The following is an 18,553-nucleotide window of genomic DNA, read 5'->3' as shown; positions in this document are numbered from 1 at the left end:
CTGGGGCTTAGCCCTGGCCCTGTGCCTCCATCAGGGCACGCAGGAGCTTTTCTTCGGACATGTCGTCTTCGACAGGTTTGTCCGAATCTGCACCCATAAGCAGTGCCATCTGATCTTCTTCCGGCTCGTCAACTTCGATCTGGGTCTGGTTTGACTCGATCAGACGCTCGCGAAGCTCATCTGCGCTTTGGGTCTCGTCTGCGATTTCCCGCAACGAAACAACAGGGTTCTTGTCGTTGTCACGCTCAACGGTGATCGACGCACCAGCGGAAATCTCGCGTGCCCGGTGGGCTGCAAGCATAACCAGTTCGAACCGGTTCGGGACCTTGTCTACACAATCTTCAACCGTAACGCGGGCCATTGGGCGCTCTCCGTAACTTCATCCGTGGCAAGAAGGGGTTTATCTAAGCGCGAATCCCGGCCTTTACAAGCAAGAAATACGGCCAACCGGCAGATCACAGGGGCTGAATAGCCGAGATGTCTTCGTCGGGCAGGTTGTCCAGCATCTGCCGCACGGTTTGGCCCAAAACGGGATGCGTCCAATCGGGCAGAATATCCGCCATCGGAACCAACACAAATGCCCGGTCCTGCAAGCGTGGATGCGGCAATATCAACTGATCTGGAGCCGATTTTATTTGTTCTGTCGAGGGCAGCAGACGCCAATGATTGTATTCTTTGAGGCTTGGTGAGACCTGATCGCCGCAGCACACCATGTCCAAATCAAGTGTTCGCATTCCCCAACGCTGCTGTCGCTGCCGTCCAAACCGGTTCTCAATTTCGTGCAATATGTCCAAAACAGACCGGGACGGCAGTTCGCTACCGACCAGAACGGCAGCATTCACATAATCAGGCCCGGAACCGGCGGGATAACACGGTGTCTTGTAAAAACGACTTCTGGCGCGAATCACCAAACCAGCAGTTTCCATTGCGTCAACTGCACGTTCAAGTGTCATCTCGGGGCTTTGCGATCTCAAACTGAGATTAGCCCCAAGGGCCACAACGGTATCTAAAGTATTATTAACCAAGGATACCTCCATATTCGGTTCAGAGAATACTTGCGGTAACAGCCAAATGACTTATTTTAGGCTCATCATTGTGCTGACCAATTTTTTCTCACTCACGGATCTCACGGCACGATGTTTTGTACCGAAAGGGTCTTTTTATGTTCTACAAAGACGAACGGCTAGCGCTGTTCATCGATGGATCGAACCTCTATGCCGCCGCCAAAGCGCTTGGGTTCGACATCGACTACAAACTCCTCCGCCAGGAATTCATGCGCCGAGGCAAACTGCTTAGGGCATTCTACTACACCGCACTACTGGAAAACGACGAATATTCGCCGATCCGGCCTTTGGTAGATTGGTTGCACTACAACGGCTTCACCATGGTGACCAAACCAGCCAAGGAATACACCGACGCGATGGGGCGTCGGAAAGTCAAAGGCAACATGGACATCGAATTGACCGTCGACGCCATGGAGCTTGCACCACGCGTTGATCACATAGTGCTGTTCTCGGGCGATGGGGATTTCCGCCCGCTGATTGCCAGCCTGCAACGTCAAGGCGTTCGCGTCTCGGTCGTGTCGACCATTCGCAGCCAACCCCCGATGATCTCGGATGAGTTGCGCCGCCAGGCAGATAATTTCATCGAATTGGAAGATCTGCGCGACGTCATTGGCCGCCCACCTCGCGAAATGCCAACCGATACGCGCGGCGTAGCAGTGGCCGGAGGCAGCTAAGCTTTTCTGGCCCACACAAGCGAAAAAAAATAAACGCGGTCAGAGCATTTGCCCTGGCCGCGTTTCTTTAACTAAGACTTGGTGATCAAACACCTGTTTCTTATCTACGATTCATGTCAAACAAATGACGCGCTCCTGTCTGGACCAAGGCAGGTAAAAGACCTAACTGGCTCGTAAGGAGACAGATGATGACCAAGCCCCCCCTGACCTTGTACCTTGCCGCCCCGCGCGGGTTCTGCGCCGGTGTGGATCGCGCGATCAAGATTGTCGAAATGGCAATCGAGAAATGGGGGGCACCCGTCTATGTGCGCCATGAGATCGTGCACAACAAATTCGTCGTCGACAGCCTACGCGACAAAGGCGCGGTCTTTGTCGAAGAACTGGATGAATGTCCTGACGACCGGCCCGTCGTGTTCTCGGCGCACGGGGTTCCGAAGTCGGTTCCCGCGGAGGCGTCTCAGCGCCAAATGGTGTTTGTCGATGCCACCTGCCCTTTGGTATCGAAAGTGCATGTCGAGGCGCAACGCCATTCGGATGCCGGGCTACAGATGATCATGATCGGCCACAAAGGCCACCCCGAGACTATTGGCACCATGGGACAACTGCCCGAGGGTGAGGTGCTGCTGGTAGAAACTGTCGCAGATGTCGCAACCGTGACGGTCCGCAACCCGGAAAAGCTAGCCTTTGTCACCCAAACCACGCTTTCGGTGGATGACACGAAGGACATCATCGCCGCGCTGAAAGATCGCTTCCCGGCCATTGTCGGCCCACACAAGGAAGATATCTGCTATGCGACCACCAACCGGCAGGAAGCGGCAAAAGCCGTGGCGCCAAAATCAGATGCATTGCTGGTCGTGGGCGCGCCCAACTCGTCGAACTCGCGCCGCCTGGTCGAAGTCGCGTCGCGCGCAGGCTGCAATTATGCGCAACTTGTTCAGCGCGCGACAGATATTGACTGGCGCGCGCTTGAGGGGATTTCCAGCGTCGCGATCACCGCCGGTGCCTCAGCCCCCGAGGTCCTCGTAAACGAGGTCATCGACGCGTTTCGCGCCCATTACGACGTCACCGTTACACCTGTGGAAACCGCAACCGAAAACGTCGAATTCAAAGTCCCGCGTGTTTTGCGAGAACCTGCATGAACGGCATTCCCCGTGCCCCCCTGTTCTTGGGATTGGCGGGCCTGATACCCTTTGTTTGGGGGGCGCTGACTCTTTTGAATAGCGATCTTCAGGCCTGGGGCAGCCGTGCCTTGGGGCCACGGATGGTCGGGCCTTATGTGCAGCTGTTCTATGGCTCAGTCATCCTCAGCTTTATGTCCGGGGTTCTCTGGGGCTTCGCCACAAAAACCGCGGGAACCAAGGCGACAATCTGTTATGGCCTGTCAGTGCTGCCTGCCCTCTGGGCGTTTTTCATGACAGGGGGTGGACCGGTAGCTGCTGGCCTGAACCTGATGACCGGCTTTGTCGGCCTTCTGATCCTGGATGCCCTGTTCTGGCAATGGGGGCTGGCACCGCGTTGGTGGCTGAAACTGCGCCTGTTGCTCACCGCCGTCGTTGTCTTGTGCCTGGCCGTCGGAGTGTACCTGTGACCGATCAAGACACCATTGCCGTCTATGACGCCCAAGCCGAAAAATATGCGCAGCTTACCAATAAGGACAACGCAGCCGATCCTCGGGTTTCCGAGTTCATCGCTGCAATTCCCGCAGGTGGACGCGTCTTGGATCTTGGATGCGGGCCGGGAACCTCGGCCGCGCTTATGGCGCAAGCCGGATTGGTTGTGGACGCGACAGATGCCTCAGCCCGCATGGTCGAACTTGCCTCGACCCATCCCGGCGTGACAGCCCGACAAGCCGGATTCGCAGACCTTGACGCTGCAGGCCTGTATGATGGGATTTGGGCCAATTTCAGCCTACTCCACGCCGCGCGGGCGCAATTTCCCAGCCATCTGGCCGCTATCCAGAATGCGTTGAAACCCCGTGGCATCTTCTTTATCGCGATGAAATTGGGCCAAGGTGAAGGCCCGGATCGGCTGGGGCGGTTCTATAGCTATTATTCCGAGGATGAATTGAAGACCTACATGAAGGATGCCGGTTTCACGGTAGTCAGCCAACGCACCGGTCGCGGAACGGGCCTGGATGGCTCGGAGTCGGACTGGATCGGATTGCACACCCATGCCTGATCTGTTTGCCTTTACTGACGGGGCCTGTTCCGGCAATCCCGGACCCGGAGGCTGGGGCGTCCTGCTGCGCGCCATGCAGGGCGAAACGGTTTTGAAAGAACGCGAACTTAACGGCGGCGAGGCGGAAACCACCAATAACAGGATGGAGCTTCTCGCCGCGATCAGCGCGCTTGAAACGCTGGAGCGCGCGTCCACGATCACCATCGTGACTGACAGCGCCTATGTGAAAAACGGTGTGACCGGCTGGATTTTCGGCTGGAAACGGAACGGCTGGAGAACCTCGAACAAAAAACCCGTCAAGAATGTGGACCTTTGGCAGCGTCTGGATGCGGCGCAAGAGCGGCACGATGTGACATGGGAATGGGTCAAAGGTCATGCAGGTCATCCCGAAAACGAGCGCGCCGACGAATTGGCGCGTGCCGGTATGGCCCCGTTCAAACCCAAAAAGTCAGAAGCATGACGGCGCTGTCGCTGCTGGATTACGCATCGGTTCTGGTCTTTGCCCTGACCGGGGCGCTGGTCGCCAGCCGGGCGCAGCTGGACCTTGTGGGATTTGCGTTCATCGCCTGCCTGACGGCGGTAGGCGGTGGCACGGTACGAGATCTGCTGCTGGACCGACATCCGGTTTTCTGGGTGGGTCAACCCAACTATGTCCTGATCGCCTGTGCAGCAGCCGTTCTGGTGTTCTTCACCGCACATCTGGTTGAAAGCCGTTACCGCTGGCTGATCTGGCTGGACAGTTTTGCCCTGTCCATCGCAGTCGCGGCGGGGACAGGCGCAGCCCTGTCACTGGATCAGTCGGGGGTGATTGTCGTGCTGATGGGTGTGACCACGGGCTGCCTGGGTGGTTTGATGCGCGATGTGGTCTGCAATGAGGTGCCGTTGGTGCTGAAACAAGGTGAACTTTACGTGACCTGCGCTTTTGCAGGGGCAGTGACGGCTGTCATGGCGACCCGGTTGGGTTTGCATGCTCTACCCGCGCTTGGCCTCTGCGCATTGGTCTGTTGGGGGCTCAGGGCCGGATCCTTGTTGTTTGGCTGGCAACTGCCGGTTTACAAAGGGCGCCCACCATCGGCTTAGCGCCGCAGGTAGGTTTTCCAGATCCAGATCACCAGCAACGCGCCCAGAACCGCACCGACGAAACCGGACATCCAGCCCATCATCGAGGCAAGCGAACGTAGGATCAACCCACCCAAAAGGGCGCCGACAATACCGATCAATAGCGTGGCAGGGATGCTTGCTTCGATCCGCATCAGGCGTGTGGCTAGAAAACCGGCTGCGGCTCCGATGATGATCAACACGACGATGGGCATGTCATTTTCTCCAATGCGTGGGGACGATGATCAGCGCACCAATCGAAGACAGCACCGCATCAAGTCCCGGCGGTCCAAAGCTGATGCCAAACATGATGCGGACAAAATAGAACAGGAACGCGCCGCCGACACATATGATGATCGACGGCAGGTACCCGTTATGGGTGAACCCGGTCTTCTCGGATAGATAGCCCACAATCCCGGCAATCACGACAGTGCCCATCAGGACCATGAACATGGCGGTCTACTCCGACGAAAGACGGGTGCCGACCGGGATCGGCCACCCTCGCAAGAAAGTTTCCCTATCCTGCGCGCCTTTGCCCGCCCGTTGCAAGCGCAACAACTCAACTGCACCTTCCCCGCAGGCCACGCGCAGCTGGTCATCCAGCACCTCTCCCACCGATCCCTGCCCCTCGGCCAGCCGAGAGGAGAGCAACTTGATCCGCTCGCCCTCGATTTCGGTCCACGCGCCAGGAAACGGAGACAGCCCGCGGATTTTTCGATCCACCTCGGAGGCGGGTGCTGACCAGTCGATGCGCGCTTCGGCTTTGTCGATCTTGCTGGCATAGGTCACGCCTGCCTCAGGTTGCGGTTCCAGGGTCAGGTCCGGCAATTGGGCCAAGGCCCGAACAATCAGCGCCGCCCCCATATCCGACAGGCGATCATGTAGCTGGGCGGTGGTTTCCTCAGCCCCGATATCAGTGGCCTGACGCAGCAGAACGGGCCCGGTGTCCAGCCCGGCCTCCATCTGCATGATACAGATCCCGGTCTGCGCGTCACCGGCCATGATCGCACGGTGGATCGGTGCCGCCCCGCGCCAGCGCGGCAACAGGCTGGCATGGATATTCAGACACCCTTGGCTGGGCGCATCCAGAATGGGTTGCGGCAAGATCAGCCCATAGGCGACCACCACGGCCACATCAGCTTTCACTGCAGCAAAACGGTCTTGTTCTTCGGGGGATTTCAAAGAGGTCGGATGCCGCACCTCTAACCCCAAGGCTGCAGCCCGCGCATGCACCGGCGTTGGACGATCTTTCTTACCCCGCCCGGCAGGACGCGGCGGCTGACAATAGACGGCGGCGATCTCGTGCCCGGCCTCGATCAGCGCATCCAGCACCGGCACCGAGAATTCCGGCGTTCCCATGAAGATAACACGCATCGCTACCCCTGTTTCTTGGCCTTGCGCAGCAGCATGTCGCGCTTGACCTTGCTCAGCCGGTCAAAATACATCCGCCCGTTCAAATGGTCGATCTGATGCTGCACGCTGGTGGCTTCGATCCCGACAAAGTCGCGGCGGTCGATCATGCCCTGTTCGTTCAGAAACCGCACGGTCACCGCGCGAGGGCGTTTCACCTTGGCCGAGACACCCGGCAGGTTTGGGCTGGCCTCATCATGTTCACGCAGCTCGACTGAGCTGTGCAGGATCTCGGGATTGGCCAGACGCACCGCCTTGCCGCGCTGCGTCGATCCGTCAACAACCGCCAATCGCAACATCACCCCGATCTGTGGCGCTGCCAGTCCAACGCCTGGCATCGCCTCCATCGTGTCGATCATATCGTCCCAGATGGCACGGATCTCATCGGTGATCTCGGATACTTTTTCGGCCTTGGTGCGCAGGCGTTTGTCAGGCCAAGGCAGGCATGTGCGCACCGTCATGCGCGCGCCCGTTCACGTTTGAGCTTTTGCATCTTGCGCGTGATCATCTGACGCTTGAGTGGTTTGAGATAGTCGATGAACAGCTTGCCGTTCAAATGATCAATCTCGTGCTGCACACATGTGGCCCACAACCCGTCGAACGTCTCTTGCTGCGCGTTGCCGTCACGGTCCAGCCAGGCGACATCCACCACCTTGGGGCGCGTGACCTCGGCATATTGCTCGGGGATCGACAAGCAGCCTTCTTCGTAGACATTCGTCTCATCCGATGACGCGATGATCTCGGGGTTGAACATGATCAATGGGCGCGGAGACTCGCCTTCTTCTTTGACGCAATCCACCACGATCAGCCGGTCCAGCACCCCGATCTGAGGAGCCGCGAGGCCGATGCCCGGCGCGTCATACATCGTTTCCAACATGTCATCGGCCAGGCTACGCAGTTCGTCGGTGATATCGGCCACCGGCGCGCAGACCTTTTTCAGACGGGGGTCAGGATGGATCAGGATATTGCGTTTCATGAGGCTGATTTAGGCCATCGCGCCCGTCACCGCAACGGCCCCCTTGCACCCGATCGATTTGTGGTTAGCTTTCGCCCCGACAGATGGAGATGACATGACTTTCAACGACCTGATCGACCGCCGGGGCACCAACTCTTCAAAATGGGACAAGATGGAGCGTCTCTATGGCGTGTCGCCCGAAGATGGCTTGGCCATGTGGACGGCAGATTCCGACTATGCGACCGCCCCTTGCGTGATCGAGGCCGTGCGCGCGGCCGCAGAACACGGCGCGTTTGGATATTCGTGGATACACCCGGACTACTTGAACGCGGTGCAGTGGTGGATGAACACGCGTCACAACTGGCAGATCGACACGGATTGGATTCTCACCTCGCAAGGTTTGGGCAACGCGATTGCCTTGTCGCTGGACGTCTGGAGCGAACCGGGTGACGGCGTGGCCATATTCACGCCCGTTTATCATGAGTTTGCGCATAAGGTGAACAAGGCCGGTCGGCGACTGGTCGAATGCCCATTGGTGCGTGACGGAGACAGCTATGCGCTGGATCTGGAGGACGCTCAACAGCGCTTGGACGGATCCGAAAAGCTGTTGCTCTGGTGTTCACCACAAAACCCTTCGGGCCGGGTCTGGACTGCGGATGAGCTGCGCGCGGTGGCGGATTTTGCCAAGCGGAACGGGTTGATACTGGTGTCGGACGAGATCCACCACGACCTGGTCTATCCCGGAAACACGTTTGTGCCGATGGACATCGCTGCCCCCGAGGCACGCCCTTGGACAGTGACCCTGAACGCCGCATCGAAAACCTTCAACATCGCCGGTCAGCGCACCGGGAATATGATCATCCCAGACCCGAAACTGCGCGCGGAAATGCGCCACCGGTTGCAGACGCTGGACTATGATCCCAGCGCATTGGGCGTGGCGATGATCACGGCCGCCTATTCCCCGGAAGGGGCGGCATGGGCGGATGCTCAGGTCGCGCATCTGGATGAAAACCGCAAGCTGTTCGATGCCACCATTGCCGAAATCCCTGGGCTCTGGTCGATGCCGCTCCAGGCAACCTATCTGGCTTGGGTCGATTTTTCGGGCACCGGGATGAACCATGCCGAGTTTGTGAAACGCCTGCGCGAGGATGCGCGTATCGCCACCTCATCCGGCCCCGGTTTTGGCCCGGGCGGAGAAACGTTCGAGCGTTTCAACCTCGCCACGCAGCGCACGCGGGTGGAAGAGGCCTGCGTACGGTTGAAACAGGCATTCGGCGATTTGCAATAAGGCAGCGACAGCATTCCACTGCAAAAAATGGAAGATCAATACGGTATTCTGCCGGCTGGCTGGCTTGCCGAGCCGGAAATCAATCAAGCGTTCGCTGAATGCTGCTTTCACCGCTGGCGAGCCTCGCAAACCGTCTTGGCAGGCGTTTCCCGACAACGGTCGTTCATGTATGGGGCCTGATGAAGAATAGGTGCTGGCCTTCCGGAAACGGATCCAGTGATGAAATGCGCGCGAACAGTCTAGGTTCAATAATCACACCCTGAACCAAGAAGTTGGGCTGGCGAGTACGGCGGAATCACTCAAAGCTTAGGGTGGCGACACCTTCGCCTCCAAAGCGTCTTCCGACCCCTATTCGTCGGATTCCAGCAAAGCGATCGGTGCGTCGGGCGCGCGATAGAAATCCAACGGCGCTTTGTCATGCGCCGCCGTGCTGCGTTTGAATTCGTAGCGCATTTCGCCCGCCTGTTCTTCATCCGCGATGATCAGGCACTGATACAGGTGATTTGCCCCATCAAAGATGTCGACCAATCCGCGCAGGCGCGGTGTTGATGCCGCCTCAACTGCAAAGCCATCTTTCCACAATGAAAGGATTTTATAGGCATTGTCGCCAAATTCGACACGAAGGCGACTGGCTTTTTTCAAGGATGCGATTCGCGCAGCGTCCAATTCGGCGCGAATTTCTTTTGAAACATAGGTACTCATTCAAAAAACTCCCCAAGCGCACTCTATTTTGACCCCATCCAGGTAAAAATCCAATGAACACGCGCAGGACCTTTTCGACTGTGTGCATCGCTGCAGGCAATCTGCGCGTCAATTCCGGTAGGAAAACACAAAGCCAAGACCTAGGTTCGGTTTCAACCAATCGGAGGACGAAAGATGGGGCTGCTTGTTGACGGCATCTGGCACGACCAGTGGTATGACACCAAATCCAATAATGGCGCTTTCAAAAGATCTGCCGCTCAGTTTCGCAATTGGATCACAGCCGATGGGGCCGCCGGACCTTCGGGCAAAGGCGGGTTCAAGGCGGAAAGCGGACGGTATCACCTCTATGTCAGCCTTGCCTGCCCCTGGGCGCACCGCACACTGATCTTCCGTGAACTCAAAGACCTGAGCAATCATATCTCCGTCTCGGTTGTTCATCCCGACATGCTGACACAAGGCTGGACTTTTGAGACCGACGAAAACGGTGCCACAGGCGACGATCTCTATGGGCTCGACTTCGCGCATCAGATCTATACCAAAGCTGATCCCACCTATTCCGGGCGCGTGACCGTTCCGATCCTGTGGGACAAGGTGCAGGAAACGATCGTGTCGAACGAAAGCTCGGAAATCATCCGCATGTTCAATTCAGCCTTTGACAGGATCACCGGAAACACCGACGACTATTGGCCCGAAGCGATGCGCGACGAAATCGAAGAGGTGAACGCCCGCATCTATTCGAACGTCAACAACGGCGTCTACAAATCCGGCTTTGCCACATCGCAAGAGGCCTATGACAATGCGGTTGCGCCGTTGTTCGAGACCTTGGACTGGCTGGAAGATCGCCTGGTGCGAAACCGCTACCTGATGGGCGAGCGCGTGACCGAAGCAGATTGGCGCCTGTTCACAACCCTGATCCGGTTTGACCCGGTCTATCACCTGCATTTCAAATGCAACCGCAAGCGTCTGATCGATTACCCGAACCTATGGGCCTATACGCGCGAATTGTATCAGTGGCCGGGCGTGGCCGAGACGGTGAATATGAACCACATCGTGCGTCACTATCACTTTAGCCACGAAAGCATCAATCCGCACCGGATCATTCCGGTCAATCCACAGTTGGATTACCTGGAACCACACATGCGGGATCAGCGCCCCGCGGCATAGTGCTCGACCATCGCGGCCAAGTCTTCGGGCGGGGTACTGCTTTGAACATAGGCGCAGGCATTGGCGCTATGGGAAAAGATTGACCCGTCCGAAAAGAAGGTTGTGTTGGTAACAAAGATGACGCGCGCCTCTGGTCGGCGATAGCTTGCGAAATCGGCAACCGCCAGAGCGCTGCCGGTCTCGAGAACCAGGTCCAGCACGATGATCTCGAAATCCGTTCCGTAAAGTGCAAGAATTGCGGCTTCCTGAGTTCCCACCAAAGTGACCTCGGCACCCTGTCTCTCCAGATGCCTTTTCCAAACCCGACCGAGGTCAGGATTACTCTCAACAATCAGTACTTTCATTTGCAACTACCTCGGCACGTGATATGATGCGTTATGCCGACCCCCAAGGTCCGTGATCCAGCCAAATCCTTAACAAAGTGTTAACATGACCTGTCACTGGCCCTGCTCGCGCGGATTTGCTTGCCCGAACGGCGAAAATCCGCTTGAAACGGGAAAATCCGGCCAAATCCAACGAATTGTACGATGAACCACTCTGACAGTTTGAACCCACGCGCAACACGCGACCATGGCGGTGGGCTCGCCGCTGCGATGGAGCGTTATGGTGGCATCCGTGGAGACTGGCTTGACCTATCGACAGGCATCAATCCTCATGCTTATCCGATCGGCGAACTGTCTGGCACGGATTGGACGGCGCTACCCGACCATGATGCTTTCCAGGCCATAAGCGGCGCAGCCCGCGCCTTCTGGAACGTACCGGATCAGGCTGCAATTCTACCCGCACCTGGCGCTTCGGCTCTGATCGCGCGCATTCCCGCACTGACGGACCCGGGGCGTGTGCGGATCACAACACCCACCTATAACGAACATGCCGCAGCTTTTGCGGCGCATGGATGGAACGTTCAGGAAGCAGGCCCGGCGGAAGCGCGGGTTCTGGTGCACCCCAACAACCCAGATGGCCGCCTGTGGTCGGCCAGTGACGCGGATGCCGCGCTGACCGTGATCGATGAAAGCTTTTGCGATGTGACGCCGGGCACCACATTGATCCAATTGGCCAAGCGACCGAGTGTGATCGTTCTAAAGAGCTTTGGCAAGTTTTGGGGGCTTGCGGGTCTGCGCCTGGGCTTTGCCATTGGTCAACCAAGTGTCATCGATCGGCTCAATGACCTGACAGGACCGTGGGCCGTTTCGGGCCCTGCCTTGCGCATCGGAGAGCGCGCTTTGCGCGACCTGAGCTGGGCCGAGGAGACACGCGCTCGCCTGAGCCAAGACGCAGACCGTTTGGATGCGATGTTGACCGCACACGGAGCACAAGTCGTAGGAGGCACCAGTCTCTTTCGCCTGTATCGCGTCGACCGGGCGTTCGCGTGGCAAGACCGCCTGGCCCAAGCACATATCTGGAGCCGGATCTTCCCCTATTCCGACACCTACCTGCGCCTGGGCCTGCCACCCTCAGATTCTTGGGACCGGCTTGAGGCCGCGCTGTGACCACCGCGCTTTTGCTGATCGCCGCGATGTGCCTCGATGCCGCGTTGGGCGAGCCGGACTGGCTTTGGTCTCGCATTCGCCACCCCGCCGTTCTCATCGGCAACTGTATCGGCTGGCTAGACCAGCGCTTGAATCGCGGATCAGGCAAACGCGTGAAAGGAACCGCGGTTCTGGCTCTGTTGATCATCTGCGGCTGGGGTATCGGAGCCCTGTTGGCACAATTGGGACCAATAGTCGAAATCCTCGTTTGCGCCATTCTTCTGGCCCAGAAATCGCTGGTCACGCATGTACGCGATGTCGCCGACGGGCTGCAGATTTCGCTAGAAGAAGGACGCGGTCGGGTTGCCATGATCGTCTCACGTGATACGCGCGACATGAGCCAGCCTCAGGTCGCGCGGTCGGCCATCGAAAGTGCCGCAGAAAACCTCAGCGATGGGGTCATCGCACCTGCATTCTGGTTTCTGCTGGGCGGGTTGCCCGGGATCCTGATCTACAAGGCTGTCAACACAGCCGACAGCATGATCGGGTACCGCAGCGAAAAATACGCGTCCTTCGGTTGGGCCGCTGCCCGATGTGACGACCTGCTAAACCTGATCCCCGCGCGCCTGACCTGCTTGATGATCATGGCGCTGTCGGGCACATGGTCGCGCTGGCGCGAGATCGTTGCCGACGCGCGACGCCATATCTCACCCAATGCCGGATTGCCCGAGGCCGCTATGGCCCGCGCGCTTGGGATCGCGCTGGCCGGGCCGCGAAGCTATGATGGCACGATGCGCGATCTGGCCTGGGTCAATGGTGACGCCCGGCGTGAGATCGGCCCGCATGAGGTTTTTCGCGCCTGTACCATGCTTTGGCAGGTTTGGGGGCTTGCGCTTGGCGCGCTGTCAGTGTGGGTTGGGATTAAACTGATTTTCTGACGGGACATCTTGATGCGCTTTCTTACAGGCCTGATCGCCGCCACCCTGCTTGCCACCCCTGCCCTGGCCCAATGTGGCGGTGGGTTTAACAGCTTCGTCAAAGGGTTGAAGGCCGAGGCTGTTCAGCAAGGCTTTGACAAAGCAACCGTCGACGCGTTTTTCAAAGGTGTGCAACAGGACGGTGCCGTGTTGAAAGCAGACCGCGCACAAGGCGTGTTCCAAAAACCGTTCATCGAGTTTTCCCGCCGCCTGATCTCGGCCAACCGGATTGATCGAGGCAAGGCGATGTCGGGCAAGTATGACGCGGAGTTTGACCAGATCGAACGCGAATATGGTGTGTCACGCGGTGTCTTATTGGCCTTTTGGGCGTTCGAGACTGACTACGGATCGTTTCAAGGCGATTTCAACACCCGCAACGCGCTGGTAACCCTGGCCCATGATTGTCGCCGCCCCGAGCTCTTCCGGCCTCAGATTTTTGCCGCGATCGAGCTTTATCAGAACGGTGATTTCGACCCTGCCCGCACAACGGGTGCCTGGGCTGGTGAGATCGGCATGGTCCAGATGCTGCCCCGCGACATTCTGGAGAACGGCATCGACGGGGATGGTGACGGCAAGGTGTCGCTTAAAACCTCTGCCCCGGATGCGCTGCTGTCAGGGGCCAAGATGCTGTCGCATCTGGGCTGGCAGCCGGGTCAACCCTGGCTGCAAGAGGTTACCGTGCCTGCGCAGATGGATTGGTCGCTGTCTGGCCCCGGAAAACCGCGCCCGGTCTCAGACTGGCAGGCCATGGGTGTACAGGCGCGCAACGGGTCGCTCAGCAACCTGCCCGCTTCCCTGATCCTGCCGCAAGGGCACCAGGGGCCTGCCTTTCTGGCTTATCCGAATTTCGACGTCTATTTCGAATGGAACCAAAGCTTTGTCTACGTCCTGACCGCCGCCTATTTCGGCACACGGTTAGAGGGGGCTCAGATCTATGACGCAGGCAACCCCGCTCCGGGGCTATCCGGGGCGCAAATGAAGCAATTGCAGACCAAGCTGCAAGCCCGCGGCCATGACGTCGGCAAGATCGACGGCATTCTGGGTGCGGGAACGCGGGCCGCCGTTCAGACCGAGCAACAGCGCCTCGGTTTGCCCGCAGATGCGTGGCCCACGGCCGAGTTGTTGAACCGTCTCTAGCAAGACGCCCCTTCAACCCTCCAAGTCAATCGGACGCGGTGTTCCGTCCTCATCCAGAGCGACAAACACGAAATCCGCATCCGTTACTTTTTGCCCATTGTCCGATTGTCGGGGACGCGCCCAGACATCCACATGTACACGGATCGATGTGCGGCCCACTTTCACGAGTGTGGCGTAGAGCGTCACCTCATCCCCCACCTTGACCGGTTGAAGAAACTGCATTGCCTCGACAGACACCGTGGCCGCCCGTCCCTGCGCCACCCGCGCCGCCATGTTTCCAGCCGCCAGATCCATTTGCGACATCAACCACCCGCCAAAGATATCCCCTGCCGGATTGGTATCGGCTGGCATAGCGATGGTACGGATGACCAGAACGCCTTCATCCTGCTGCCGCCCATGTGATGCGCGCCTCTTTGCCCGCACAAGCCGTTCATCGCTATCATTCGTCACTGCTTAGATCCTTCCGGTGGCAATGTGCACCACCTTCGATGCGCAACTGTCCAGACTCCGCGCGCCTGGTGCGTTGTTAAACCCTGTGTCACTCCGGCCGCACCGGATAGCGATCCCCTTTTTGGTCAATCACGATCAACCGATCACCGCTACGGACATAGAGGTCGCAGCGACTGAACCCGTTGCGATAGTCGATACAGATGCTCCCGTCCTCGGCGATGGAATAGGTGCCAAAGGCAGATTCCCCGCTGGCATAGGTATAGGAATAGGCCCCACCGGCCGAGAATTTCGATTGACCATCGTCATAGAAAGTCAGCGTACGGCCTGCCAGTGCCTCCAATTCTTGCACCGACAGGGGCACATCGCCGGGTTTGGTGGGCCATTCTGCGGCACTTAGGGGTGAGGCGACAATTAGGGCAAGGATGAGATATCGGGTCATGAGATCAGCTTAGCCTAAGCGATCGGAAACCGCTCATAACGTTGAGGTGATGCCTCATGCCACCATCTGCTCGGCTTTCTTCAGATCGACCGACACCAACTGGCTGACGCCCTGTTCCTGCATCGTCACACCAAACAGCCGGTCCATCCTGGCCATGGTTACCGCATGGTGGGTGATGATCAGGAACCGGGTATCAGTCTGGCGGCACATCTCATCCAGCAAGTCACAGAACCGGGTCACGTTTGCGTCGTCCAGAGGAGCGTCGACTTCGTCCAGCACGCAGATCGGGGCTGGGTTCGCCAGGAAGACGCCAAAGATCAGCGCCGTGGCGGTCAGGGTCTGCTCACCACCCGACAGCAGGCTAAGGGTCGACAGCTTTTTACCTGGCGGCTGACACATGATCTCAAGCCCGGCATCCAGCGGATCGTCACTTTCGACCATGACTAGGTTGGCCTCGCCACCGCTAAACAGGTGCTTGAACAGCATCGCAAAGTTCGAGTTCACTTGCTCAAACGCGGTCAGCAAACGTTCGCGCCCTTCGCGGTTGAGGCTGGCAATGCCGCTGCGCAGCGCCTTGATCGCCTCTTCCAGATCGGCCTTTTCGCTGGTGAGCGTGTCGAACTCATCCTGCACCTCTTTGCTGTCTTCTTCGGCGCGCAGGTTCACCGCCCCCATCGCATCGCGTTGACGCTTATGACGGTTGACCTCGGCTTCCAGCGCATCTGCGGCGGGCATCTGGTCGGGGTTCACATCCAATTGGTTTAGCAACTGGTTGGGGGTCAGCTGTTGGTCTTCGGCGATCCGTTCGGCGGCCGCGACAACACCTTCTTTCGCCGCTTCGCTTCGCGCCTCTGCGGCTGCGCGCATTTCGCGAGCTTCCGAGGCAAGCCGTTCTGCCTCACGTTCGGCCAGAACCGCGTCGCGCTGCTGCGCTTCGGCTTCGGCCAAACGATCACCAGCTTCTTTGCGGCGGGCTTCGGCGGTTTCGATCAAAGTGTTCAACTCGGCGCGCTGTGCGGCGATCTCGTCAGGTGCAGCCATCGCCTGCGACAGCTCAGCTTCCGAGCTCTCCTTGCGCTCTGCCAGTTCCGAAATCCGCTTTTCCGCCGTTTCCAGCCGGTGCCGCCAGCCGCTGAGGTCCTTGGTCACCTCTTGGCTGCGGCGCGTGCGTGCCTCGCCTTCGCGGCGCAGTTCGTCATGGGTCGACCGATGGGTCAACATGGTGATCCGCGCCGCCTCGACCGTTTGTTTGATGTCTTCCAGCTGGCTGCGCGCCGTGTCCAGATCACCCAAACCCGTCAACGCGTTTTCGGCCTCGCGCAGCTGCGCGCGCGCGGACATGGCATCCTCTTTGTGGCGGTCGACGGCCAGTGACAGGGTCTCAAGCTTGCCCTGCGCAAGATTACGATCTGCCTCGGCGCGGCTGAGCGCACGGGCAGCTTCGGCCATACGTTGATCGGCAGCGCGCCGGGCCTCACGCGCTTTGCGGTCTGCCTCGGTCACTTCAGCCAGTTTCTGCGACAATGTCTCATGCGCCGCGCGCGCGCCTTCGGCCTGCGCTTCGGTCCGTGCAAGCTCTTGCTTCAACGCTTCCAGCTTGTTCAACTGCTCCAACCGCAGCGCGGCTGCACTGGGCGCATCTTCGGCCCAGGCGCGGAACCCGTCCCAGCGCCACAAATCCCCCGAACGCGACACCAGACGCTGACCGGGCTTCAAGGCCGATTGCAAGCGCGCGCCCTGATCCGCATCCACAAGTCCGATTTGCGCAATACGACGGCTCAGCCGGTCTGGGCCCGAAACATGCAGAGCGAGCGGTTCGGCACCGTCAGGCAACGGTTGATCAGCATCATAGCCGCTCAATTCCACCCAACCCGACGGTCCATCTCCTTCGACCAGAGGTGCGCGCAAATCATCGGCCAAAGCGGCACCAAGCGCCTTTTCGAACCCCGGCACCACGCGCAACAGGTCCAGAACCTGACCGCCTTCGGCAGTGTCACGCTCGACCAATTTGGCCAATGCCGTCGTCTCGGCCCGGATCGCGCCCAACTCGCCTTCTGCCTCTGACCGTTTGGCCCGCGCGTCTGCCTCGCGCGCCTGCGTTTCGTTGCGCAACTCATCAGCCGCCGTCAGCGCAGTTTCCGCAGCGTCTGCTGCACTCCGCGCCGCGTCTTCGTCCTTCTGTGCCGTCGCATAGGCCTCACCCGCGCGGTTCACCGCCGATTTGGCATCCTCCACTGCCAGGCGCGCCTTTTCTTCCTCCCCCTCAGACCGGGCCAGTGTCTTGCGGCTGTCTTCGACCAAACGCTGCGCCGATTGGTGTCGCGCCACAAGTCGGGCCAGGTCTTCCGTCTCTTGAGACAAATGGTCCTCACGCTGCTGCAAGACCGAGGCCGCCTCGCGCGCAACCTCAGCCGCTTCGGCAAGCTTTTCGTCCTGACCCTCGGCCGCTTTTGCCAGTTCGCGTGCTTCCCATTCCAAACGCTCGATCATCTCACCGGCATCGCGGTTCAGACCCGTCTCACGCTCGATGTCATGACCCAACTGCTTGATGCGGTTGGTCAGCGTCTCGATGGTCTGCCGCGCGCGGGATTCCTGATCGGTCAGTTGATCCCGTTCGACCTGCTGGCGTTGCAGGACTGCGGCGGCGATGGCCTCTTCCTCGCGCAATGGCGGCAGAGTCTCTTCGATCTCGGCCCGCTTGGCAGAGGACGCGCGCGCCTGCGCTTCGGCACGCGACGCTTCGGTGATACGGTCCCGCAGCTTGTCTTCGGCTTGCTGGCGCGCGATATCGGCTTCTTTCCAACGGCGATACAGAAGCATCCCCTCGGCCTGCCGCAGCAAGGTTCCGATCTCACGATACCGGGCCGCCTGTCGAGCTTGACGCGCCAATTGCGCCAGTTGCCCGCCCAACTGCTCCAGCACGTCATCAACGCGGGTCAGGTTGGCCTCGGTCCCTTTCAGCTTCAACTCCGCCTCGTGGCGACGTTGGTAGAGCCCCGAAATCCCGGCGGCCTCTTCCAGAATGCGGCGCCGGGCGCGGGGTTTGGCGTTGATCAACTCGGCAATGCGGTTCTGTCCCACCAAGGCAGGCGAATGCGCACCGGTAGAGGCATCGGCGAACAGCATCTGCACATCGCGCGCGCGCACATCCTTGCCATTCGTCTTATAGGCGCTGCCCACGTCGCGGGTGATGCGGCGCACAATCTCAAGCTGATCATTGTCGTTGAACCCCGAAGGTGCGAGGCGTTCCGAATTGTCCATGGTCAGGACCACTTCGGCAAAGTTGCGCGCGGGCCGTGTGGCGGCCCCGGCAAAGATCACATCTTCCATCGCGCCACCGCGCATGGATTTCGGGCGGTTTTCCCCCATCACCCAGCGCAGCGCTTCCAGCAGGTTCGACTTGCCGCACCCATTGGGGCCGACGACACCAGTCAGCCCGTCCGCGATGATCAGATCGGTCGGATCAACGAAGCTTTTGAAGCCTGTCAATTTGAGTTTGCTAAAACGCAATGACGAACGGGTCCCATGATTCCTGTAGCTCCGAAGTC

Annotated in this window: 23 protein-coding genes; 11 read left to right on the top strand and 12 right to left on the bottom strand. The window is 59.1% G+C overall.

Annotated features, from left to right (window positions below; genetic code table 11):
• Window positions 1–7: 7 nt before the first annotated feature.
• Entirely contained in the window at window positions 8–361 is a 354-nt protein-coding gene (gene rpoZ, locus GOV38_RS20490; RefSeq protein WP_171102774.1) for a DNA-directed RNA polymerase subunit omega, read from the bottom strand.
• 94 nt (window positions 362–455) lie between these two features.
• Window positions 456–1,037 (bottom strand): 2-amino-4-hydroxy-6-hydroxymethyldihydropteridine diphosphokinase, encoded by a 582-nt coding sequence (folK, locus tag GOV38_RS20485; protein WP_171208815.1) that lies wholly within the window; start codon window positions 1,035–1,037, stop codon window positions 456–458.
• A 125-nt stretch (window positions 1,038–1,162) separates the two neighbouring features.
• On the opposite strand from folK, the gene GOV38_RS20480 reads away from it, so the two are divergent.
• The 6 genes from GOV38_RS20480 to GOV38_RS20455 all read left to right on the top strand — a co-directional run bounded on the left by GOV38_RS20480 (window position 1,163) and on the right by GOV38_RS20455 (window position 4,996).
• Window positions 1,163–1,738, top strand: a complete 576-nt coding sequence (locus GOV38_RS20480) for an NYN domain-containing protein (protein ID WP_171102769.1) — start codon at window positions 1,163–1,165, stop codon at window positions 1,736–1,738.
• Window positions 1,739–1,926: 188 nt separating this feature from the next.
• Window positions 1,927–2,877: a 4-hydroxy-3-methylbut-2-enyl diphosphate reductase gene (gene ispH / locus GOV38_RS20475; RefSeq protein ID WP_171208816.1), complete on the top strand. Its 951-nt coding sequence runs from the start codon at window positions 1,927–1,929 to the stop codon at window positions 2,875–2,877.
• Complete coding sequence (locus tag GOV38_RS20470; protein ID WP_171208817.1) at window positions 2,874–3,326, top strand: DUF3429 domain-containing protein; 453 nt, start codon at window positions 2,874–2,876, stop codon at window positions 3,324–3,326. Before ispH ends, GOV38_RS20470 begins: the two co-directional genes overlap by 4 nt.
• On the top strand, window positions 3,323–3,916 hold the full coding sequence (locus GOV38_RS20465) for a class I SAM-dependent methyltransferase (protein ID WP_171208818.1): 594 nt from the start codon (window positions 3,323–3,325) through the stop codon (window positions 3,914–3,916). The genes GOV38_RS20470 and GOV38_RS20465 overlap by 4 nt, the downstream gene beginning before the upstream one ends.
• On the top strand, window positions 3,909–4,376 hold the full coding sequence (gene rnhA / locus GOV38_RS20460) for a ribonuclease HI (protein WP_171208819.1): 468 nt from the start codon (window positions 3,909–3,911) through the stop codon (window positions 4,374–4,376). Before GOV38_RS20465 ends, rnhA begins: the two co-directional genes overlap by 8 nt.
• The gene (locus GOV38_RS20455; protein WP_171208820.1) at window positions 4,373–4,996 is read left to right on the top strand and encodes a trimeric intracellular cation channel family protein; all 624 of its coding nucleotides are present in this window, start codon (window positions 4,373–4,375) and stop codon (window positions 4,994–4,996) included. Before rnhA ends, GOV38_RS20455 begins: the two co-directional genes overlap by 4 nt.
• On the opposite strand, the gene GOV38_RS20450 is transcribed toward GOV38_RS20455, so the two are convergent.
• The 5 genes from GOV38_RS20450 to def (GOV38_RS20430) are packed head-to-tail and all read right to left on the bottom strand — an operon-like array spanning window position 4,993 to window position 7,400.
• Window positions 4,993–5,229, bottom strand: coding sequence for a GlsB/YeaQ/YmgE family stress response membrane protein (locus tag GOV38_RS20450; protein WP_171208821.1), 237 nt, complete (start codon window positions 5,227–5,229; stop codon window positions 4,993–4,995). The two genes, GOV38_RS20455 and GOV38_RS20450, sit on opposite strands and share 4 nt — an antisense overlap.
• A gap of 1 nt (window position 5,230) precedes the next feature.
• On the bottom strand, window positions 5,231–5,467 hold the full coding sequence (locus GOV38_RS20445) for a hypothetical protein (protein WP_170400813.1): 237 nt from the start codon (window positions 5,465–5,467) through the stop codon (window positions 5,231–5,233).
• Window positions 5,468–5,473: 6 nt separating this feature from the next.
• Entirely contained in the window at window positions 5,474–6,388 is a 915-nt protein-coding gene (gene fmt / locus GOV38_RS20440) for a methionyl-tRNA formyltransferase (protein ID WP_171208822.1), read from the bottom strand.
• Between the two features lie 2 nt (window positions 6,389–6,390).
• Window positions 6,391–6,885 (bottom strand): peptide deformylase, encoded by a 495-nt coding sequence (def, locus tag GOV38_RS20435; protein WP_171102754.1) that lies wholly within the window; start codon window positions 6,883–6,885, stop codon window positions 6,391–6,393.
• Window positions 6,882–7,400, bottom strand: coding sequence for a peptide deformylase (gene def / locus GOV38_RS20430; protein WP_171130577.1), 519 nt, complete (start codon window positions 7,398–7,400; stop codon window positions 6,882–6,884). Before def (GOV38_RS20430) ends, def (GOV38_RS20435) begins: the two co-directional genes overlap by 4 nt.
• A 94-nt stretch (window positions 7,401–7,494) precedes the next feature.
• Here def (GOV38_RS20430) and GOV38_RS20425 point away from each other — a divergent pair, with 94 nt between their 5' ends.
• Entirely contained in the window at window positions 7,495–8,667 is a 1,173-nt protein-coding gene (locus tag GOV38_RS20425; RefSeq protein ID WP_171208823.1) for a MalY/PatB family protein, read from the top strand.
• A gap of 348 nt (window positions 8,668–9,015) precedes the next feature.
• Here the strand turns inward: GOV38_RS20425 and GOV38_RS20420 are convergent, their stop codons facing one another.
• On the bottom strand, window positions 9,016–9,369 hold the full coding sequence (locus GOV38_RS20420) for a hypothetical protein (protein ID WP_171102749.1): 354 nt from the start codon (window positions 9,367–9,369) through the stop codon (window positions 9,016–9,018).
• A 174-nt stretch (window positions 9,370–9,543) separates the two neighbouring features.
• Here GOV38_RS20420 and GOV38_RS20415 point away from each other — a divergent pair, with 174 nt between their 5' ends.
• Window positions 9,544–10,533 carry a glutathione S-transferase family protein gene (locus GOV38_RS20415; RefSeq protein ID WP_171208824.1) on the top strand — a complete coding sequence of 330 codons (990 nt, stop codon included), beginning with the start codon at window positions 9,544–9,546 and terminating at the stop codon, window positions 10,531–10,533.
• Here GOV38_RS20415 and GOV38_RS20410 read toward each other — a convergent pair.
• On the bottom strand, window positions 10,515–10,877 hold the full coding sequence (locus GOV38_RS20410) for a response regulator transcription factor (RefSeq protein WP_171130588.1): 363 nt from the start codon (window positions 10,875–10,877) through the stop codon (window positions 10,515–10,517). The two genes, GOV38_RS20415 and GOV38_RS20410, sit on opposite strands and share 19 nt — an antisense overlap.
• A gap of 183 nt (window positions 10,878–11,060) precedes the next feature.
• On the opposite strand from GOV38_RS20410, the gene cobD reads away from it, so the two are divergent.
• The 3 genes from cobD to GOV38_RS20395 are packed head-to-tail and all read left to right on the top strand — an operon-like array spanning window position 11,061 to window position 14,116.
• Window positions 11,061–12,023: a threonine-phosphate decarboxylase CobD gene (cobD, locus tag GOV38_RS20405; RefSeq protein ID WP_171208825.1), complete on the top strand. Its 963-nt coding sequence runs from the start codon at window positions 11,061–11,063 to the stop codon at window positions 12,021–12,023.
• Entirely contained in the window at window positions 12,020–12,940 is a 921-nt protein-coding gene (gene cbiB / locus GOV38_RS20400; protein WP_171208826.1) for an adenosylcobinamide-phosphate synthase CbiB, read from the top strand. The genes cobD and cbiB overlap by 4 nt, the downstream gene beginning before the upstream one ends.
• Window positions 12,941–12,952: 12 nt before the next feature.
• Window positions 12,953–14,116, top strand: a complete 1,164-nt coding sequence (locus tag GOV38_RS20395; RefSeq protein WP_171208827.1) for a lytic murein transglycosylase — start codon at window positions 12,953–12,955, stop codon at window positions 14,114–14,116.
• A 12-nt stretch (window positions 14,117–14,128) separates the two neighbouring features.
• Here GOV38_RS20395 and GOV38_RS20390 read toward each other — a convergent pair whose 3' ends face one another.
• The 3 genes from GOV38_RS20390 to GOV38_RS20380 all read right to left on the bottom strand — a co-directional run bounded on the left by GOV38_RS20390 (window position 14,129) and on the right by GOV38_RS20380 (window position 18,515).
• Window positions 14,129–14,467: an acyl-CoA thioesterase gene (locus tag GOV38_RS20390; protein ID WP_171102937.1), complete on the bottom strand. Its 339-nt coding sequence runs from the start codon at window positions 14,465–14,467 to the stop codon at window positions 14,129–14,131.
• Window positions 14,468–14,654: 187 nt separating this feature from the next.
• Window positions 14,655–15,005 carry a hypothetical protein gene (locus tag GOV38_RS20385; RefSeq protein WP_171208828.1) on the bottom strand — a complete coding sequence of 117 codons (351 nt, stop codon included), beginning with the start codon at window positions 15,003–15,005 and terminating at the stop codon, window positions 14,655–14,657.
• A gap of 54 nt (window positions 15,006–15,059) precedes the next feature.
• On the bottom strand, window positions 15,060–18,515 hold the full coding sequence (locus GOV38_RS20380) for a chromosome segregation SMC family protein (RefSeq protein WP_171208829.1): 3,456 nt from the start codon (window positions 18,513–18,515) through the stop codon (window positions 15,060–15,062).
• Between the last annotated feature and the right edge of the window lie 38 nt (window positions 18,516–18,553).

The sequence above is a fragment of the Ruegeria sp. HKCCA5839 genome (assembly GCF_013035585.1).
GTDB lineage: Bacteria > Pseudomonadota > Alphaproteobacteria > Rhodobacterales > Rhodobacteraceae > Ruegeria.
The sequence above is the reverse complement of the archived record's forward strand: the minus strand, read 5'-3'. Positions and strand labels throughout refer to the sequence as shown.

Excerpts from the sequence above, each read along its gene's own strand:
- GOV38_RS20445 (WP_170400813.1), bottom strand. The coding sequence starts at position 5,467 with ATGTTCATGGTCCTGATGGGCACTGTCGTGATTGCCGGGATTGTGGGC.
- rpoZ (WP_171102774.1), bottom strand. The coding sequence starts at position 361 with ATGGCCCGCGTTACGGTTGAAGATTGTGTAGACAAGGTCCCGAACCGG.
- GOV38_RS20420 (WP_171102749.1), bottom strand. The coding sequence starts at position 9,369 with ATGAGTACCTATGTTTCAAAAGAAATTCGCGCCGAATTGGACGCTGCG.
- folK (WP_171208815.1), bottom strand. The coding sequence starts at position 1,037 with ATGGAGGTATCCTTGGTTAATAATACTTTAGATACCGTTGTGGCCCTT.
- ispH (WP_171208816.1), top strand. The coding sequence starts at position 1,927 with ATGACCAAGCCCCCCCTGACCTTGTACCTTGCCGCCCCGCGCGGGTTC.
- GOV38_RS20415 (WP_171208824.1), top strand. The coding sequence starts at position 9,544 with ATGGGGCTGCTTGTTGACGGCATCTGGCACGACCAGTGGTATGACACC.
- GOV38_RS20455 (WP_171208820.1), top strand. The coding sequence starts at position 4,373 with ATGACGGCGCTGTCGCTGCTGGATTACGCATCGGTTCTGGTCTTTGCC.
- GOV38_RS20395 (WP_171208827.1), top strand. The coding sequence starts at position 12,953 with ATGCGCTTTCTTACAGGCCTGATCGCCGCCACCCTGCTTGCCACCCCT.
- GOV38_RS20410 (WP_171130588.1), bottom strand. The coding sequence starts at position 10,877 with ATGAAAGTACTGATTGTTGAGAGTAATCCTGACCTCGGTCGGGTTTGG.
- def (WP_171102754.1), bottom strand. The coding sequence starts at position 6,885 with ATGACGGTGCGCACATGCCTGCCTTGGCCTGACAAACGCCTGCGCACC.
- GOV38_RS20425 (WP_171208823.1), top strand. The coding sequence starts at position 7,495 with ATGACTTTCAACGACCTGATCGACCGCCGGGGCACCAACTCTTCAAAA.
- GOV38_RS20385 (WP_171208828.1), bottom strand. The coding sequence starts at position 15,005 with ATGACCCGATATCTCATCCTTGCCCTAATTGTCGCCTCACCCCTAAGT.
- rnhA (WP_171208819.1), top strand. The coding sequence starts at position 3,909 with ATGCCTGATCTGTTTGCCTTTACTGACGGGGCCTGTTCCGGCAATCCC.
- GOV38_RS20470 (WP_171208817.1), top strand. The coding sequence starts at position 2,874 with ATGAACGGCATTCCCCGTGCCCCCCTGTTCTTGGGATTGGCGGGCCTG.
- def (WP_171130577.1), bottom strand. The coding sequence starts at position 7,400 with ATGAAACGCAATATCCTGATCCATCCTGACCCCCGTCTGAAAAAGGTC.
- fmt (WP_171208822.1), bottom strand. The coding sequence starts at position 6,388 with ATGCGTGTTATCTTCATGGGAACGCCGGAATTCTCGGTGCCGGTGCTG.
- GOV38_RS20450 (WP_171208821.1), bottom strand. The coding sequence starts at position 5,229 with ATGCCCATCGTCGTGTTGATCATCATCGGAGCCGCAGCCGGTTTTCTA.
- GOV38_RS20390 (WP_171102937.1), bottom strand. The coding sequence starts at position 14,467 with ATGCCAGCCGATACCAATCCGGCAGGGGATATCTTTGGCGGGTGGTTG.
- cobD (WP_171208825.1), top strand. The coding sequence starts at position 11,061 with ATGAACCACTCTGACAGTTTGAACCCACGCGCAACACGCGACCATGGC.
- GOV38_RS20480 (WP_171102769.1), top strand. The coding sequence starts at position 1,163 with ATGTTCTACAAAGACGAACGGCTAGCGCTGTTCATCGATGGATCGAAC.